Annotated in this window: 16 protein-coding genes; 3 read left to right on the top strand and 13 right to left on the bottom strand. The window is 46.3% G+C overall.

The genetic code is table 11. The annotated features are described in order from the left end of the window. Positions 1 to 3 precede the first annotated feature (3 nt). The 9 genes from frr to galU form a co-directional block, all read right to left on the bottom strand. On the bottom strand, positions 4 to 570 hold the full coding sequence (frr, locus tag ACLVWU_RS18090) for a ribosome recycling factor (protein WP_413576295.1): 567 nt from the start codon (positions 568 to 570) through the stop codon (positions 4 to 6). A gap of 22 nt (positions 571 to 592) precedes the next feature. Continuing rightward, complete coding sequence (pyrH, locus tag ACLVWU_RS18085; protein ID WP_413576294.1) at positions 593 to 1,306, bottom strand: UMP kinase; 714 nt, start codon at positions 1,304 to 1,306, stop codon at positions 593 to 595. Between the two features lies 1 nt (position 1,307). After that, entirely contained in the window at positions 1,308 to 2,234 is a 927-nt protein-coding gene (tsf, locus tag ACLVWU_RS18080; protein ID WP_413576293.1) for a translation elongation factor Ts, read from the bottom strand. Between the two features lie 158 nt (positions 2,235 to 2,392). Next, positions 2,393 to 3,325 carry a 30S ribosomal protein S2 gene (rpsB, locus tag ACLVWU_RS18075; protein ID WP_413576292.1) on the bottom strand — a complete coding sequence of 311 codons (933 nt, stop codon included), beginning with the start codon at positions 3,323 to 3,325 and terminating at the stop codon, positions 2,393 to 2,395. 266 nt (positions 3,326 to 3,591) lie between these two features. Next, on the bottom strand, positions 3,592 to 4,731 hold the full coding sequence (locus tag ACLVWU_RS18070) for an FAD-dependent oxidoreductase (RefSeq protein WP_413576291.1): 1,140 nt from the start codon (positions 4,729 to 4,731) through the stop codon (positions 3,592 to 3,594). Positions 4,732 to 4,784: 53 nt separating this feature from the next. Beyond that, positions 4,785 to 5,621 carry a CFI-box-CTERM domain-containing protein gene (locus tag ACLVWU_RS18065; protein ID WP_413576290.1) on the bottom strand — a complete coding sequence of 279 codons (837 nt, stop codon included), beginning with the start codon at positions 5,619 to 5,621 and terminating at the stop codon, positions 4,785 to 4,787. 56 nt (positions 5,622 to 5,677) lie between these two features. After that, positions 5,678 to 7,717, bottom strand: coding sequence for a primosomal protein N' (gene priA / locus ACLVWU_RS18060; protein WP_413576289.1), 2,040 nt, complete (start codon positions 7,715 to 7,717; stop codon positions 5,678 to 5,680). Beyond that, on the bottom strand, positions 7,714 to 8,568 hold the full coding sequence (locus ACLVWU_RS18055; RefSeq protein ID WP_413576288.1) for a hypothetical protein: 855 nt from the start codon (positions 8,566 to 8,568) through the stop codon (positions 7,714 to 7,716). Before ACLVWU_RS18055 ends, priA begins: the two co-directional genes overlap by 4 nt. A 20-nt stretch (positions 8,569 to 8,588) precedes the next feature. Then, positions 8,589 to 9,473: a UTP--glucose-1-phosphate uridylyltransferase GalU gene (galU, locus tag ACLVWU_RS18050; RefSeq protein WP_413576287.1), complete on the bottom strand. Its 885-nt coding sequence runs from the start codon at positions 9,471 to 9,473 to the stop codon at positions 8,589 to 8,591. Positions 9,474 to 9,603: 130 nt separating this feature from the next. Here galU and ACLVWU_RS18045 point away from each other — a divergent pair, with 130 nt between their 5' ends. Continuing rightward, positions 9,604 to 10,875 carry a hypothetical protein gene (locus ACLVWU_RS18045; RefSeq protein WP_413576286.1) on the top strand — a complete coding sequence of 424 codons (1,272 nt, stop codon included), beginning with the start codon at positions 9,604 to 9,606 and terminating at the stop codon, positions 10,873 to 10,875. Here ACLVWU_RS18045 and ACLVWU_RS18040 read toward each other — a convergent pair. Continuing rightward, complete coding sequence (locus ACLVWU_RS18040; RefSeq protein ID WP_413576285.1) at positions 10,872 to 11,978, bottom strand: M23 family metallopeptidase; 1,107 nt, start codon at positions 11,976 to 11,978, stop codon at positions 10,872 to 10,874. The two genes, ACLVWU_RS18045 and ACLVWU_RS18040, sit on opposite strands and share 4 nt — an antisense overlap. Here ACLVWU_RS18040 and ACLVWU_RS18035 point away from each other — a divergent pair. Together ACLVWU_RS18035 and ACLVWU_RS18030 are read left to right on the top strand one after the other, a co-directional pair. Next, the gene (locus ACLVWU_RS18035) at positions 11,977 to 12,804 is read left to right on the top strand and encodes a hypothetical protein (RefSeq protein ID WP_413576284.1); all 828 of its coding nucleotides are present in this window, start codon (positions 11,977 to 11,979) and stop codon (positions 12,802 to 12,804) included. The two genes, ACLVWU_RS18040 and ACLVWU_RS18035, sit on opposite strands and share 2 nt — an antisense overlap. Before the next feature lie 95 nt (positions 12,805 to 12,899). Continuing rightward, complete coding sequence (locus ACLVWU_RS18030) at positions 12,900 to 13,028, top strand: hypothetical protein (protein ID WP_413576283.1); 129 nt, start codon at positions 12,900 to 12,902, stop codon at positions 13,026 to 13,028. Positions 13,029 to 13,130: 102 nt separating this feature from the next. On the opposite strand, the gene ACLVWU_RS18025 is transcribed toward ACLVWU_RS18030, so the two are convergent. From ACLVWU_RS18025 to ACLVWU_RS18015, 3 genes are all read right to left on the bottom strand, one after another. Continuing rightward, positions 13,131 to 14,531 (bottom strand): TonB family protein, encoded by a 1,401-nt coding sequence (locus ACLVWU_RS18025; protein WP_413576282.1) that lies wholly within the window; start codon positions 14,529 to 14,531, stop codon positions 13,131 to 13,133. 105 nt (positions 14,532 to 14,636) lie between these two features. Then, positions 14,637 to 15,749: a beta-N-acetylhexosaminidase gene (gene nagZ / locus ACLVWU_RS18020; RefSeq protein ID WP_413576281.1), complete on the bottom strand. Its 1,113-nt coding sequence runs from the start codon at positions 15,747 to 15,749 to the stop codon at positions 14,637 to 14,639. A 1-nt stretch (position 15,750) separates the two neighbouring features. Further along, positions 15,751 to 16,617: a hypothetical protein gene (locus tag ACLVWU_RS18015; RefSeq protein ID WP_413576280.1), complete on the bottom strand. Its 867-nt coding sequence runs from the start codon at positions 16,615 to 16,617 to the stop codon at positions 15,751 to 15,753. Between the last annotated feature and the right edge of the window lie 80 nt (positions 16,618 to 16,697).

Raw genomic sequence — 16,697 nt, 5'->3', positions numbered from 1 at the left:
AACCTAGATAGTCAAAATCGACTTTTCTTTTTCATCAGCGATTTGATCCACTTTTTTGATCATATCGTCTGTTACTTTTTGGATGTCTGCTTCACCTTTTTTAGCTTCGTCTTCGCTTAGAGGTGCTTTTTTGTCAGCTTTCATTTTTTTGATAGCTTCATTGGCATCACGACGAGCCATGCGAACAGCTACGCGTGCTTCTTCAGCGATTTTCTTAACTTGCTTGGCAAGGTCTTTACGGCGTTCTTCAGTAACGTCAGGAACTTTCAAACGAATCACTTTACCATCGTTCATTGGAGCCATGCCCAATTCAGATTTGATGATCGCTTGTTCGATGTCTTTAAGGATAGAAACTTCCCAAGGCGCGATAAGGAAAGATTTTGCATCTGGAGTAGATACAGAAGCGACTTGAGATAGTGGAGAAGGATTTCCGTAGTAGTTTACGCGAACGCCATCAAGCATAGAAACTTGTGCGCGGCCAGTACGGATTTTTTTAAGCTCTTCACCTAAAGCAAGAACGGACTTGTCCATTTGTGCTTGGGCATTCTTTTTAATTTCAGCAATTGCCATGTTGAATCTCCTTGGTTGCGCTCTAGTGAACTAGAGTGCCGATAGTTTCGCCCTGAACAGCCTTAAGGATATTACCCGGAACTGAAAGGTCAAAAGTAATAATAGGAAGTTTGTTATCCATGCACATAGAGATCGCAGTTGAGTCCATAACCTGAAGACCGCGATTCAGTACTTCGATATAGCTGATTTTATCGAATTTCTTCGCATCAGCATGTTTCACAGGGTCTTTGTCGTAGATACCGTCAACTTTAGTCGCTTTCATGATCACTTCAGCGTCAATTTCCATCGCGCGAAGAGAAGCGGCTGTATCTGTTGTGAAGTAAGGGTTGCCGGTGCCTGCACCGAAGATTACCAGGCGATTCTTTTCAAGATGACGGATGGCTCTGCGACGGATGTACGGCTCTGCGATTTCAGCCATTTCGATAGCTGTTTGTACGCGGGTAGGTACGCCGGCTTTTTCAAGAGCATCTTGAAGAGCCAGGGCATTGATACAAGTCGCAAGCATACCCATATAGTCAGCACTTGCGCGATCCATGCCTTCAGCAGATGCGGCAACACCACGATAGATGTTACCGCCGCCGATTACGAGACCAATTTGAACGCCCGCCTTATACGCTTCTGCCACGTCCTGCGCGATCTGTGTGATTGTCGCAGTATTGATACCAGTCCCTTGCTTTCCAGCAAGAGCCTCGCCACTTAGTTTAAGCAAAATGCGTTTATAAACAGGCGCTTTCAAATTAGTGTCCTTTCATTTGAGCTGCAACTTCAGCTGCAAAGTCGTTGGATTTCTTTTCGATACCAGCGCCCAATTCGAAACGTACGAAACGTTTAACTGTAACGTCAGCGCCGATTTCTTTACCAACATTTTTCGCCAAATCAGAAACTTTCAAGTCCGGATTCTTAACGAAAGCCTGATCCATCAAGCAGTTTTCAGCCAAGAATTTACGGATTTGACCTTCAACGATTTTTTCGATCATTTCTGGTTTTTTGCCTGATTCAAGGTTTTTAGCAGTCAGGATTTCTTTCTCTTTAGAAACAACGTCCGCTGGGATTTGTTCAGAAGAGATCGCCATTGGGTTCATCGCAGCGATGTGCAATGCAACGTCTTGAGCGAAAGTTTTCAATGCTGGGTTAGAAGCAGCTTCTGGTTTAGAAACAGCAACTTCAATCATCACGCCGATTTTGCCTTCACCGTGTACATAAGTGTGTACCAAAGTGTTTGCAGTAGAAGTGTACTTCTCTTGACGGCGAAGAACGATTTTTTCACCGATAGTTGCAGTAGCTTCTGTGAAAAGATCACCCAATTTTTTTGAAGGATCTTTTGCGAATGGTTGAGACAAAGCGTCAGCAGCAAGTTCAGTTTTGAACATGTGCTCAGCAACGTCAGCAGCCAAAGCTTTGAAACCGTCGTTGCGTGCAACGAAGTCAGTTTCAGAGTTGATTTCCATAACAAGACCAGTGTTGCCGTTAACTTGCGCGAAAACCGCACCTTCAGCAGCAATACGGTCAGCTTTTTTAGCTGCAGCGCCAAGACCTTTAACGCGCAACCATTCAACAGCAGCGTCGAAATCGCCAGAAGTCGCTTCAAGCGCCTTTTTGCAATCCATCATACCTGCGTTAGTTTTTTCTCTTAGCTCTTTAACAAGAGTAGCGGAAATAGACATTAGGAAGACTCCTTATAATAAGAACAGTAATAAAGATCTTTATCAAAAAATTCCCCGGTGATACCGGGGACTAGTCACGCCGAAGCTATTAGCGTAGGCGGATCGTATGCAAAGTAAAGGGTGGTCAAGCCACCCTTTCTTCAGAGACCTGACAGAAATTACTCTGCAGATTCGTCTTTGTTTTCAAGCTCAGCTTGGATCTCAACTTCTTCTGCTGTACCAGCAGCAACAAGTTTGCGACCTTTGTTGGCTTTAACAACAGCTGGACCAGCAGCTTTTTTAGGAGCTTCTTTAGCACCAGCTTTAGCAGCAGCAGCAGGAGCGCGGCGTTTTGGAGCTGCGTCGTCACCTTTAGCTTCTTTAGCAACGTCAGATTGTTTGTCTGTCATTGTGCGGATTTTTTGTTCCCAAGTTTTAGCGCCTTCGATGTAAGCGTCAGCAACTAGGTTTGTGAACAATTTGATAGAACGGATAGCATCGTCATTACCTGGAATTGGGTAATCGATAGAATCTGGATCAGAGTTTGTATCAGCGATACCAACAACAGTCATACCCAAGCGTTTAGCTTCAGCAACTGCGATGTGCTCTTTTGGAAGGTCTACTACGAACATAACAGAAGGCATTTCCTTCATGTCGCGGATACCGTTCAAGAACTCAGACAGACGAAGGTATTCTTTTTCGATTTTTGCGCGTTCTTTTTTAGTAAGGTAGTTGAATTCGCCTTTTTCTTTCATAGCATCAACTTTGCGAAGACGATCGATAGAAGATTTGATCGTTTCGAAGTTAGTCATCATGCCGCCCAACCAACGTTTAGTAACGTAGTATTGACCGCATTTTGCTGCTGCTTCTTGAACAGGCTCGATAGCTTGTTTTTTAGTACCAACGAAGATCATGCGACCACCGTTAGCAGCGATTTCTTTTACGTATTCAGCAGCTTTGTTCGCGCGAACAACAGTTTTTTGCAGGTCGATAATATGGATACCGCCGCGAGCTGTGTAAACGTAAGGTTTCATTTTTGGGTTCCAACGCTGTGTTTGGTGTCCGAAGTGAACTCCAGCGTCTAGCATTTCTTTCATGGTAACTTGTGCCATGGTAGTACGTCCTTTCTGGTTAATCCTCCTCTAGTGCAGAGCCAGCTTTTTTTGTTTCGCCGGAAGACCCCTTTTTCAGTACTCGGGGACCAGGTTGTGCTCTAGAGTGTGTTATTGTTGGACTCACGGGATATCATAGCGTGGCACAGAAGGGCAAGGATCTTTTGCTCAGTCTGGGAGCAGATCTTAGGGATTCGGAACCCGCAAAAAGAAACGCCGCATCACAAAGATGGCGACGTCAAAATAAACCATTTAAAATCAATAGGTTACATGTTTGCTTCGGCAAAATCTTCAGTCGGCGCTTTAGAGGTCATGGACTGCTCAACTTTGAAGCCCAGGGAAGCAATGATCATTTCAGCCTGTAAAAGAGAGCCCACCAGGTTCTTTTGCTCATTCAAAGTGGACGATGCCACCCAAAGATTTTCAAGGCTTGGGATTGTTTGGTTTGCGCTGAGCTTAAGATCACCGTTGCCAGCGATGTAAGGAGCCACAAAAATTCTTTCAAGCTTCACGTCATCCAAAGCTTCTGGATAAGCGCGTTTGATCTGGCGTTTGATTTTCTTCAAAGCCATGCCCACAACTTCGCTGTCGTCAGTAACTTCAGTCTCAATGAAAGTGATCCATTGTGAAGCTTGCAATTGTTTGCCATCAACTTCAACAGCTGGCATGAAGCGACCCGCGCACGGACCGATTTCATCCTGAGTTGTGCCATTCAGAACATGCACGGCAGTGGATTCAGTCACAGCTTTGCTGTGGCAGATATCCAGGCACAATGCTGTCCAATAGTTGTTTTTAGCAAGCTTGGTGCGTGCACGCACAGAGATGGAATCTTCCGGAAGCAAAATTGAAAGATCGCGAACAGTCCCAGCGAAAATAAAGTTTTGCGCATGGATGGTTTTAGAGCCATTCACAGTCACAGAAGTCACTCGCTCGCCCTCTTGGTGGAACTTGGTCACATAAGAGCGGGGAGTGAAATCACCTTTGAATTGCTCCATCAGTAGTTGCGCCCATTGGAATGGTTGCAATTGAAGATCAATGCGTTTGCTGGAGGTGAAGTAAGAAAGCTCTTCCCAGAATGCTGGCGGGTTTTCGCCAAAGCCAAGGAAAGTTTTAAAATTACCGGAGTCGTAAGTCACTGGCGCTTCATCCGAAACATCTGCGATCACTTTTTGACCCAGAAGATTTTCCAGAAAGCCCAGGGCTTTTTCAGAAAGTACAGAATCAGGAACAAAGCGGATGCCGTTATTAATCGGACCAGTGGGGAAATTGATTTGTTTGTTTGAACCGCCGGAATTATCCAAGCCATCAAGCAAAATGATGTTCTTTGTTTCGCGACTTAAAGCTGCTGCGATACTAAGACCTGTTAAACCACTACCAATAATTGCGTAATCATAAATATGAGCCATGTAAATACCTTCCCCCAGAAGGCCGGGGCTTTGCAAGAAGGAAGGCTTTAGAATTATCGGCTAACGCATTTAATCAATGTGCGCAGGACGGCTCTGACAGCGGGTTTGAGCCAGGAGTGCTTATCGAGTGAGCAAGCAATGGATGGCGAGATTCTGTAGTAGAAGTAAACGAATTTACGACCCAGGAATGAATCTTTCAGAACCTCGTCACGGAAACCACGAAGTGTCTGCACCTCGTATGCTTGGGGACCAAAAGCAGAAGTTGCAATAAAACATCGTGGTCGTTCTTTATCCGCAAGCTTCAAGAAATTCTTTACGATATTTGGATTCTTGGCAGTGCGAACAAAGGATTCAGCTTTTTTAATGATATCCGGATATATCGGCGTGAACTGCACGAACATGGCAAGTTGCTTTGCAGAGTTCTGCATGCGTTCGTGGTAGCGGTCATGCGTGTCGTAGATGCGCATCAAATCCCAGTATACAGAGGCCACCACTGTCAATTCTGTATGGCGAGCGCTTTCTTTAAAGGCTTCGGGGCGAAGTTTTTCACCCTTTTTTACTTCAAAAACAATATCCAGAATTTTTAAATATTTTTCGTAGGCAATGGCAGCTTCGGCATACATCTTTTGCCCCATGGAGTTGCGGGCTTGTTTAATCAGTTGTACGCGGCTTTTCCACAGAGTCATGCGATGCTGTTCACGGGCACGTTCTTGCGCCATCAAGACACCACCACTGCTGGTTGCAGCGGTTCTGCGCAAATCAGAGATACACCCTGCACACACTTCCGGTGGCAGATTGGCTTCGCCAGCTTGCTGCAATTTCGCAGCAAGATCCCCTTCGATGGGGTGAAGCTCTGTAACTTGAATTCCGCAGCGCGGGCATTGAATCATATCAGTCCTTGTGCGGCAATTTGCGCACTTCCTTCATCTTACGGTGCAGAACTGATTTAAAGCAAATTCATTGGATCGATGTCGATGATAATTTTAACTCCCGACGGGACCCATTCCTGGTCTCCCAGGAGCTGACGTGAGAAAGGATTGGTTAAATTTGCCTGGGACGATTTTACGAGGAGATGATATCGGAATTGTCCTCGTAGTTTCGCAAGTGCGGCCTCAGCCGGCCCCAAGACTTCGACCGCTTTATATTTTTCAACTTGGGCCTTTAGCCCATGAGCGCGTCTGGCTAAAAGTCGGGCGGTTTCTTCGACGGCGTTTAATTTCGACCCTTGAATGCGGAAGCTGACGAGCTTGCCGCATGGAGGATAGTTAAGAGCTTCGCGAACATTCAATTCGTGTTGGGCGAATCCTTCGAAGTCATGGGATTTTGCAAATGTCAGACTGTCGTGTTCGGTGTTGAATGTTTGGATAATGACCAAGCCCGGGCTTTCACCCTCTTTGACGTGACGGCCGCTTCGGCCACTCATCTGAGTGATAAGTTGAAAACTGCGCTCTGTCGCACGGAAGTCCGGAAGATTGAAGCCGACGTCGGCAAGCACAAGCCCCACCAATTTTAACTTTGGAAAATCCAAACCCTTGGCGATCATCTGTGTGCCAACCAGAATATCAATCTCGCCACTTTCCATTCGTGCGATAAGATCTTCAAGATCTGCGCGATTTTGAATTTCGTCACGATCGGCACGTGCAATTACTTTGCCTGGAAAAAGTCGCGCCAAATCTGTCTCTAAAAGTTCTGTTCCAAGTCCGATGGCTTCCAATTCGCCTTCTTTGCAATCTGGACATTTCTTTTTCATTTGCTCATGATAGTCACAGTAGTGACAGACCAGGTGAGATCCCGCATGCAAAGTCAGCGAGATGTCACAGTTAGGGCATTCGCGGGTGTGACCACAGGCGGGGCACACGACCATTTGCGCAATTCCACGGCGATTTAAAAACAACGCACTTTGATCGCCCCGCCCCAGGGTTTCCCGCATGCGTTCAAATAACTGCGGACTCATCCAATAAGGCAAGTGCGAATATTTTTCGATCATCAGTTTTTGATGATCGTCATCGGCTTTAAGTTTTCTTAAATCGATAACTTCGATGTCCGGCAATGCGCGACCGGCAACACGATTTTTAAGGGGATGAAGATGATACTTGCCCTCTTGGGCATTCTTCCAGGTTTCCAAACTTGGGGTCGCGGAGCCAAGTACAACAGGGCAGTTCATGATTTTGCCCATCATGACTGCGGCATCACGGCCGTTGTATTTCAGTTTCTCGTCTTGTTTGTAGGATGGCTCGTGCTCTTCGTCGACGATTATGATTCCCAAATTAGGAACTGGACAGAATAACGCGGATCTGGCGCCGATTAAAATAGATTTGCGACCTTCGACAATATCCCACCACTGGTTGGTACGCTCACGATCGGTAAGCTGAGAATGGAGTGCTGCGATTTTATCACCGAAGCGACGGGCGAAGCGCTGGATCAGCTGTGGTGTTAAAGAAATTTCTGGAACCAACACCATGCCACGCTTTCCTTCTTTTAAAGCTTTATCAAGAAGGCGCAGATAAACTTCGGTTTTACCGGAACCAGTCACGCCAAATAAAAGATGTGTGGAAAAGCCCTCGTGTTTGGCGATGGCTTCGAAGGATGATTTCTGTTCTGGAGTTAAATCTGGAATTTTATCAGCATCAAGTTGTGGGATTACCGGTGCGCGTTTGCTCGCGCGCTGTTTGTCTGTCTTTTTAAGGGGGGGGAATGCTGACTGAACAACCTGACCCACGGGATGCAGGTAATAGGTTGCAAGCCACTCCAGCCACTTTACAAATGGATCTGGAAAGGGAGCATATTCTTCATCTATGGAATCAATGGCTTTGATTTGAAACTCTGGGACTTCATTTGTTGGCCCAAGAATAAGACCTTTGGTTTTGCGCTTTCCCAATGGGACATTGACAAGTTGACCACGGACCAGAGGCTCTGCCGAGCTGTATGTCAAAGCTTCTGGAAGGGGTGCATCGACTGCCACCTTCCAGAGAGAAGCTTCACTCATCTAAACCTCGAGTAGAATTCAATTACTGCGTCTTTAGCCGGGAGTTTTTCAAGACCATCCAGTTTGCTGTTCATATCCAGTGAATTTGGCTGGAACTGAGATGCTGCTGTTGCCGGACGAGCCGACGCGCTGATCAGACGTATAGTCGCTGTGTTGTTGCCCCAGCGAATAGTGCGCGCGCGCGGATAGAAAAGACCTTTTGCAAACTGATTGTAGTTGTCTGCAGTCATTTCTGCCTGACTTGGTAGACGGATTTTGCGTATTACAAAATGATCTTGCTCGATCCACAATCCCGGATTGTTGTTTTTTTCGTCTTCAGGAGTCGGAGTTCCGAAGGCGTAGTTTACAACGCCACCGGTGCGGGAATAGCGGACCCAGTTTTCCGGTTCGTATTTGATTTCCTCTGCTTTTCTGGCCGACAAGCGCTTTGAGTAAGAGCCTGCTGGAATGATCTTCATCGACGCCAAAGAGTTCGCAAAAATTTCCGGACTTCTGAAATTTAAGTACTTCTCAAGGAAATCATCAGGTGTTTTGTCGCTCTTTTTGTTTCCATTCAAAACTGTCCAGCGCTGTCCGCCGACGTATAGAAACTGCATGCGGAAATTGCCCTGAAGTTCTTTGGTGCCAGTGACCGTCAGTCTCATGGTGCGGTCGTTTTCAATCAACCACGTTTCACGAACCAGGATCGAGTCATCGCCGTTGGCAAACTGAACTTCCTGCTCGACAGCGTAAATTCCGTTGCCTGCGTTTTCAGAAGTTTTTTGCAAAATAGTTCTGGTCGGAAGAATGAACGCTGATCCCAAAGCTGGGATCAACATACCAATAAGACTTGCAAGTATAATTTTATTCATCCAGGTCCCCAATGCTTCAATTACTTAAGAATCTTTGCCAGTTCCAGGATATAGGATTTTAGATCCGCACTTAGTTCTGGGTTTTTCAGTGCAAGCTCAATATTTGCCTGCAGATAACCCAGCTTATCACCAGCGTCGTAGCGATCGGCAGTAAAAGTCATCGCATTAAGACCTTTTTGTTGGCAAAGAAGCTTCATGCTGTCAGTAAGTTGAATTTCGCCATTCAGGGAAGGCTTCGCATTGCTTAATAGATCCATAATGGAGTTATCAAAGACGTATCGACCAGGCAATGCCCAGCGACTTTTGGTTTCAGATGGCTTTGGTTTTTCCACCAATGATGTCACCCTAAAGAAGCCCGGGGATTTTTCCTCGACTTCAGCGATACCGTACTTGGAGACGTCTTTTTCAGAAACTTTCATCACTGAAATAGTGGAGGTTCCAGTTTCTTCAAAAGATTTAACAAGCTGAGAAGTTACGTTGGCTTCGCCGTTTGCTTCCATCGTGATTTCGTCGCCCAAAAGAACTGCGAATGGCTCTTTGCCCACAATCGGAAGGCCACAGTGCACGGCGTGACCCAGGCCCAAGGCGTGTTTCTGGCGAATGCTAATGATGTTTGCGGAGTCGCGGGCTTTTGTTACACGCTCAAGAAGTTTTGATTTTCCGTCGCGTTCAAGTTTGTCTTCAAGCTCATAGGACATATCAAAGAAGTCTTCGATGGCATGCTTACCGCGACCAGCGATCAGAACGATGTCTTCAATTCCAGCTTTGATAGCTTCTTCAACGACGTAAAGAATTATGGGAGCATCAACGATTGTAAGCATTTCTTTAGGAACTGTTTTGGTGGCTGGAAGAAAACGAGTACCTAGACCTGCGGCTGGAATTATGGCTTTTTTTACTTTAGACATCCTTTTAAAATCGCAAACGTTTCATTCTAATACAAGTTATAACGAAATGTGCTGCGATTGGGCTCCAAATCTGTTTTTTGTCATAAGAGTTCCCAGTGTCGTGATATCGTTAAATTACGGGGGAATGTTCATGAAAATGCCAAACAAGCAAACAACGGTGAAAATCGCCGGGGTCATAGCTGCCTCATTGGCGCTTGTTGTTTCCTTTCAAAACTGCGGAAAGGCGGGTTTCGATTCGTCTTTGGATGACACCGGTGATTACGGCAGTTTGGACGCGGCGCTTACGTCAAAGTACGGATCGTCGGTCGCAAATAAGATCACGGGAATTCCTTTTGCGTTTGATGGTGGCTTTGATCAAATTTCCTATAACTCATGTGCCGAGCGCACTTTGATTTCCAGCAACGCTTATTACGCAATTCGTGCCGGTGCTTATTCATCCCAAGGGATCACCGTACCAAGCAGTTTCTATTCATACGTTGATGCAAATTTTTCTCCGATTTACCCGGCGACCTCAGTGACGAAGGCTCAATATGCAGAGTACTTGGGAGACTCGCCAGCAAATATTAATGTGATGCCAACGATGGCAGTTCGTGATCGTACGAACTTAACCAGCGTTTATTCGGCAAACGGCAGTTTGGCATTGAACACGGATATCATTCCAATGGCTGACGTACTGTCATCGTCATACATTATGGAATCCTTGTTGGGTGCTCGAGGGCAAATGGTTCGCTATTTCCCGTTCTCAACAAATTCGCGCACACTGGAAGCGAATTTAAAGTTTAATTCTGATCAAAGTATTTCACAAAGTCTCCGCGACATTTTGCAGTTGCAGGGGCAGCTGACGATGACGTACTTGAATGACGCTTCAAATATCGGTGCAGTGGTTAATTCAGGATCCGGTAATAAAGCATCTGCTTACGGTCGTGGATATCGCATGTCCTTTGGTCAGCCTTTGGGTATTGCGAACGGTTTTTCTCCGCTTAATGTTCTGCATGTCCTTCAGGAAGTGGACCTGAAATCAGGAAATGTGATTTCCTCCGCATGGAACTGTAATCGCAGATACAAAATTTACCTGACTCGTGATGCAGCCTCCTGCCCGGCGCACACTGCTTCCGAGATTGCGGGCAACGCTGCTCTTCGCGGCGAAATTGAAATTGTTCGTCGCCATTTCCGCGCAGACCAGTGGGATGTGAATGTCACAAACGGTTGTATGGTTCCCAAGGCGACAGTGCCTTCATGCTATGTGGAAAACACTGTGAATAACGTCGCTCAAGGTGTGGAGTACAATGCGGCGGCGGCTTGTTACAATCCCCTTATTGGCAATGTGTCTTCGGCATATCCAAACCAGATTATTCCGACTAAACGTTGCGCGAACTACGCAACGATCTGTATTAAGAACTAATTCTGCGCAACCTGCGAAGCCAGTACCTGATGCATGTTCTTCGGGTACGGCTTGATATAATTCAACGGATCCACCATTCGGCCATTCAATTTAATTGCAAAATGCAAATGCGCTCTGGTGCAGTAACCTGTGCATCCGACTTCTGCAATTCTGTCACCCGCTGCAACCGTTAAGCCCTGTTTGATTTTACGATCAATTTTGTAAAGGTGATTGTAGGAGGATTCGACGCCATGAGCGTGGCGCAGAACTATGTAATTGCCGGCAGCACGATTGTGACCATAGCGGACCACGATGCCTTTGCGGGCTGCAAGTACGGGTTCACCAATCGGCAGTTCAAAATCCACACCCAGATGCGGGACTTTTCTGCGGGTGATGGGATGCAGGCGGTTGGGTTGAAAGGTGCTGGCGATTTTTATGTAATTCACCGGAGCATAAAAGGCCCGTTTTTCCTGCAGATCCTGGTCGTTGAAAAACACGCCACCGTATTTTGACTTAACAAACTTTTTGCGAACCGGCTCGCCATCGATCTCTAGTGAAGTTTGCAGAATCTCTCCGTATTTTACAAACTGTCCTTCTTCATACTTTTTTTCCACGGTGAACCAGAAAGGAGCTCCACGGCGCAGATTGCGGAAGGATTTGATATCGAATGCATAGGCATCCATAAAGCGCGTCGCAACCCAATTGCTGTTAATTTTTGGCAGAATGGAACCCAACACTGAGCCATGAACTTTTCCATCAATGCGCAGGGCAGTGGTTTTGAATTTCGGATGATACTGACCCGCCTGCACTTTGCCGTTCTTTTTTACGATGCGAAATGCATCAGAGGTTTGAGAATCAAACATGCGAATCTCGATCTCGCCGGGACTTTTGCGAACCAGATATCTGGTGTCCAGAGTCAGAAATAGACGGCGCAAACCCACGTCAGCCGCCAGCACTATTTCGCGCTCGCGAGTGCTGAAACCATGATTTCTTAGGATATTGATTAGATTGTCACCGGTTCTTATTTGTTTCGCGGTAAAGTTGTTGGCGTAGGCGTGAACTGATTGATAGTATGTGACGACCAAAATGACAGTGCATATGATGCGCGCGAGGTGTTGATTCATGCTCCATCCTTTGAGCTTAGTAAAAAAACTTTCTGTTTTTCTTCTGCTTTATGTTAGCTCGATACAAGCAGTAGCCCAAGTTTATAATTCTTCGGCATCAGTAGCTTCGGGTGGAACTGGACGTGCGGCTGTGGAGCCCGGAGATGCCAGCTTTCTGAATCCCGCAACCATGGCTCATTTGGGCGGAAGATTTTTTTTCACATCATTTGCAGAGAATGAGTTCGCGGCGTTTTTGAGTGATAACACAAAGGAAAGTGCAATTCCTGCTGCAGCTGCCTATGTGCAAAGAACTACAGATCTGGAAACTCTGGGCGAGTTGAAAGAGCACGATATCGCAGTCACTATGGCAGAATTCTTTTTGGATAAATGGTCGGTGGGTCTGACGGGGCATTATATTGAACAAAGTCTGCCGCTGACGTCATACACTTCGTTTAATGCAGATTTGGGCATTCTATATACTCCGGTGGACCATATCGGCCTGGCTTTGGTTGGATATAACCTGTTTGGGCCGGACACGAACACCCCCGAGGAAATCCGCAGGAAAACCAAAGTGGGTGCCGGATTTAACTATCTTTATCAAAGCGCAGCCCGTTTTCGGGCAGATGCCGATTCCGAGGGATACATGGGTTTGGGCCTTGAAACCTTCATAAATCGCTTTATAGTCTTCCGATTTGGCTTTTCCGACGATTTTAAGGAGTCCCGGCCACGTGGATCTTTGGGGGCTGGATTCAGCGGCCCTAGGTTCCGCCTGAACTACGCTTATTACGGGAATACACAAAATTCATCAGATTATAGGCATTCGATTGACTTGATTATTCCATTTTGATAGTTAACTCGTTCCGTCTGGCCTATCCCGGCATAGGCGGTTAATAGCGCACTTCGGCACGGCCGGAGTTTTAATTAATATTCCGGGGGTAAACCGTGGCTTCTAAAACTAAAAAAACTGAATACATTCGCGAGAAAAAAAGAACAACTAGCGGTAAAAAACGTAAAGCAGCTATCCGTACTAAAGGTACTACTAAGTCTGCTAAAACTCTTTTCAAAGACTAATTAGCCTCGTGCTTTGAAAACTAAAAAGCCTTTGGGTTTACCAAAGGCTTTTTGCGTTTGTGCTGATTGAGATCAGCTTTTATCTGACCTATTACACTCAGCTTACAGTTGGCCGACTGCCGTTCTTAAGCGGCCTTTCACTTCCTGAACGCCACCTTTTAAGTCCCACGAAAATGGCATTTCAACCCAGCCTTCTTGTCCTGGATAGAATCTCCAGGTTTTCAAAGCGGCCAGGGTTTTCTTATCCAGGTTTCTAAAACCCGTGGATTGTTTCATCTTAAACTGAACTGGAAAGCCTTCTTTGGTGATGTAGGCCTCAAAGCTGACTTTGCCCTGATGACCTTGAAGACGTTCGTCTTCGCTGTATTGAGGTCTTTGATTTCCAGGCATCTGTTTCAATTGATCCAGGCTTCTAACTCCTGTCGGAGCACCGGCAATTTCTTCACCTGCTTTTTCAAGTCCATTATTTCCAGCACCGTTACCCGCTTTTTCACCTTTGCCATTGCCGTTGCCACCATTTCCATTGCCGTTGATGGCAGAATTAGCTGCAGCAAGAGCGGCTGCTTCTTTGGCGGCTTTATCTTTGGCAGCCGCATCAGCAGCAGCACGTTCAGAAGCCATCGCCGAGGCAACAGCTTTTGCATTCTTCTGGCGCAAGTTTTTTTGTGACTCTGCCAAGGCAGCAGCTTGAGCCTGATTTTGTTCTTCCAGTGATTGGATTTCGTTGTCATGGTCGGCTTTAAGGGCGCTTGCCATGGCGTTCAATTTATCTTCTTCATCAGCAAGCTTGCTTGCAGACTTCGTATCGATATCGTCGAAATCTTTATTCAGGTCTTCACCAATGTTGGCGTCGGCTTTTTGATTCGCAATTTCGCCAGCATCAAGTTCTGGAGAATTGATGTCGTCGATCGACATAGGTACGGCTTTGAAGTTCGTTTTTGCAGGTGCAGCTTTCGCCGTTTGGTCCGCAGCGGCTGGTTTAGCCGAACCTGCAACATTCGGTGCTGCTACTTCAGCAGCGAAAAGGTCGTCCTTCGGTTCTGGCAAAGTGACATCTTCAACAGCCACGGGTGCGGCAACGACACTCTTTTGTGGAGCTGCTTGCGCACTTTGAACTGGGGCTGCCGGAGCTGACTGAACTGCTTTCGCAGGAAGCTTTTCCGGAAGAGCAGCAGCAGTAACATTTGCTGGTGCGCCACCTTGAGTCGGCTCAACATCAGCGCCTTTTGTGGCTTGGTGAAGGACAGGCTCTTCAAGCTCGATGGTGATAGTTTCAGTTTTAAATTCATTCATCAAAGGCACGCTTAGTACAGCCATGGATGCCGCCGCTGCGATATGCAGAGCCACGGACATGGTTATAAAGCGTGGGGATTTATTAGCCTCTGGGGGGCGGGGGACAGGAATTTTAAAGTCCGGAATGAAATCCAAACCAGCCGTTCCCGAAGTGAACAGGCTAAGCTGCTTATCATTCTCAATATTTTCGTTATTACGGTCGAAACTCATAAAAACTCCTCTGCCAATAAGAGGAGCATTATCAATTCCCAGGCCAACCCCAGGCGCTGCAGGCTTAGGCTGGCGGCAGGGGGGTGGGTATTTTTTTCATGACTGTTACTCTGGAAGTAACCCTTCCGGAGTGATGCCGCTGTTGATCGCCGAAGCAATTTTTAAGTGCTCAGCGTGACCAACGATCTTGATCACTTCTTCCATTGGCAATGGATCCGGATTCGCGATCTTGGCTTTTTTAAGTTCCAGAATGCGTTTGTGATTAGATTCCAACTGCGCCTGATCCAAAGAGCCTTGAGCGACCGCGCCCAACAGAGCTTCGACAGCAATCGGTGGAACATCAAATTCGTTGCAGTACAAAAGCAAATCACAGCCAGCCTGCAAAGCGCGAACCGGGATTTCTTCGATATCATAGTGCGCTGACATGGCCTTCATTCCCAAATCATCTGTGATTACCAGTCCGCGATAGCGCAATTCTTCCTTGATCATTTTCTTAACGAAAATTTCTGACAAAGTAACTGGCCATTCGGGATCAATATTCGGGAATTTTATGTGTGAGGTCATCACCATGTCGACGCGGGATTTGAAGGCTTTCTTAAATGGAATCAGCTCGCAGCTTTCAAGGCGCGCTTTATCCAGATTTTCGACAGGCAGATCTTCGTGACTGTCGACAAGCGTATTACCGTGACCAGGGAAATGTTTTGCACAGGTGATAATGTCAGCTTTGATGTAACCACGAACCAGGGCAGAGGCATGCTTTGCAACCATTTCCGGATCAGAACTGATTGAACGATCACCAATAACTTTATTGGCTTCGTTGGTGAATACATCCACAGAAGGTGCAAAATCCAAATTGATGCCTACGGATCTTAGTTCCTGGCCCATTCTGTTTGCAAAGTGAAAGGAAACCGTCGGCGCATCCAAATCACCCAGTTTTCTTAGGGCTGGCCATATTGTGAAAGGTGGCTTCAAGCGATGAACGCGTCCACCCTCCATATCAATACCGATAAAAAGTGGAGCTTTGTCAGCTTGTCTGTGACGCAAAGATTGAATTTCCGCACACAGGTCATGAACTTGTTTTGGATCAGCCACGTTTCTTCCGAAAAGGCAGATGCCACCGATGTTTTTTTCAACGATAAATTTCTTTTCATCTGCCGTCAGTGCGTGGCCCTGAATACCGATGAACATGTGCTGTCCGATAACTTGATTAATACCCATATTATTGACCTGGTTCAGTTTCTGGTTGTGTAGCTTGAGATGGAGCGGCTGCAGGAGCACTGATTGTGGTTGCCGGCAAAGTACTTGGTTTTGCCTTTTTTCCCTGGGCAACGACGTTTTGAGTACCGGCTGGCACGGCTCCAAAAAGAGTTTTCAAAATAACGGCACTGTAGGATTGTCCGTTTGTTGCTTCAGCGGGAGTAGCCACAAGTTCTGTGGAAATTCCAGTGCCCATGGCGCTGGTGCCAATCACTTCGCCGCGATCATTGACGTAACTTAGGAATTTTGAATCCTTGAAGGTGTTTAGAATTTTAAAGACCTTAAAGTCATTGTACGTTTGCTCTTTGCCGACCAAGGCCTGACCTTTAGCTATTCCGGCATCTTCTTCTGCGATGGCCTGATACTCATACTTGGTTTCAGAGCGAAGACCTTCTTTACTTTTTAGCATCAGATACACTAGGAAAGTGGAAAGGAAAGTTCCTTTGGGAATCTTCTTTTCAATCTTCGAAGCTTTGCCGTTCGTGCTGACCAAAGCAGTCATAGCGCCTGCTCTAAACTTGGCGTCGATCGTTTTGGATTCTTTGCCGGCAAGCGAGGTGTATTCATAAGAAATCGGCGCAAGTTCAGAATCAGCAACTGCTTTCAGGCTTTCGGTCGTTTCAGTAGTGCCTTTTCCGGTTTTAATAAAGTAAGTGCTGATGAAATGCTTTTTCTTATCATCAAACTCATAGCGACTGATCACATAACCGATGTGATCTTCGCCGGCTTTGATTTTTGAATATCCCTCAAACAAAACGGCTGCGCCGGAAGTTAGCGGAGCAGTGACTATTGAGCAGACAGTAAGTGCTGTTAGAATTATACGGACCATCGTCGAGATTCCTCTTGGTTGTCTTGGATAAAAGTCTGTCATCTCACTATAGAACAAGTCAAAGTTTTCAAGGTCGAGTT

The sequence above is a fragment of the Bdellovibrio sp. HCB290 genome (assembly GCF_047305925.1).
In the GTDB taxonomy this organism is placed as follows: Bacteria; Bdellovibrionota; Bdellovibrionia; order Bdellovibrionales; family Bdellovibrionaceae; genus Bdellovibrio.
Note: the sequence above shows the minus strand (reverse complement) of the source record. Positions and strands in the feature narration are given on the sequence as shown.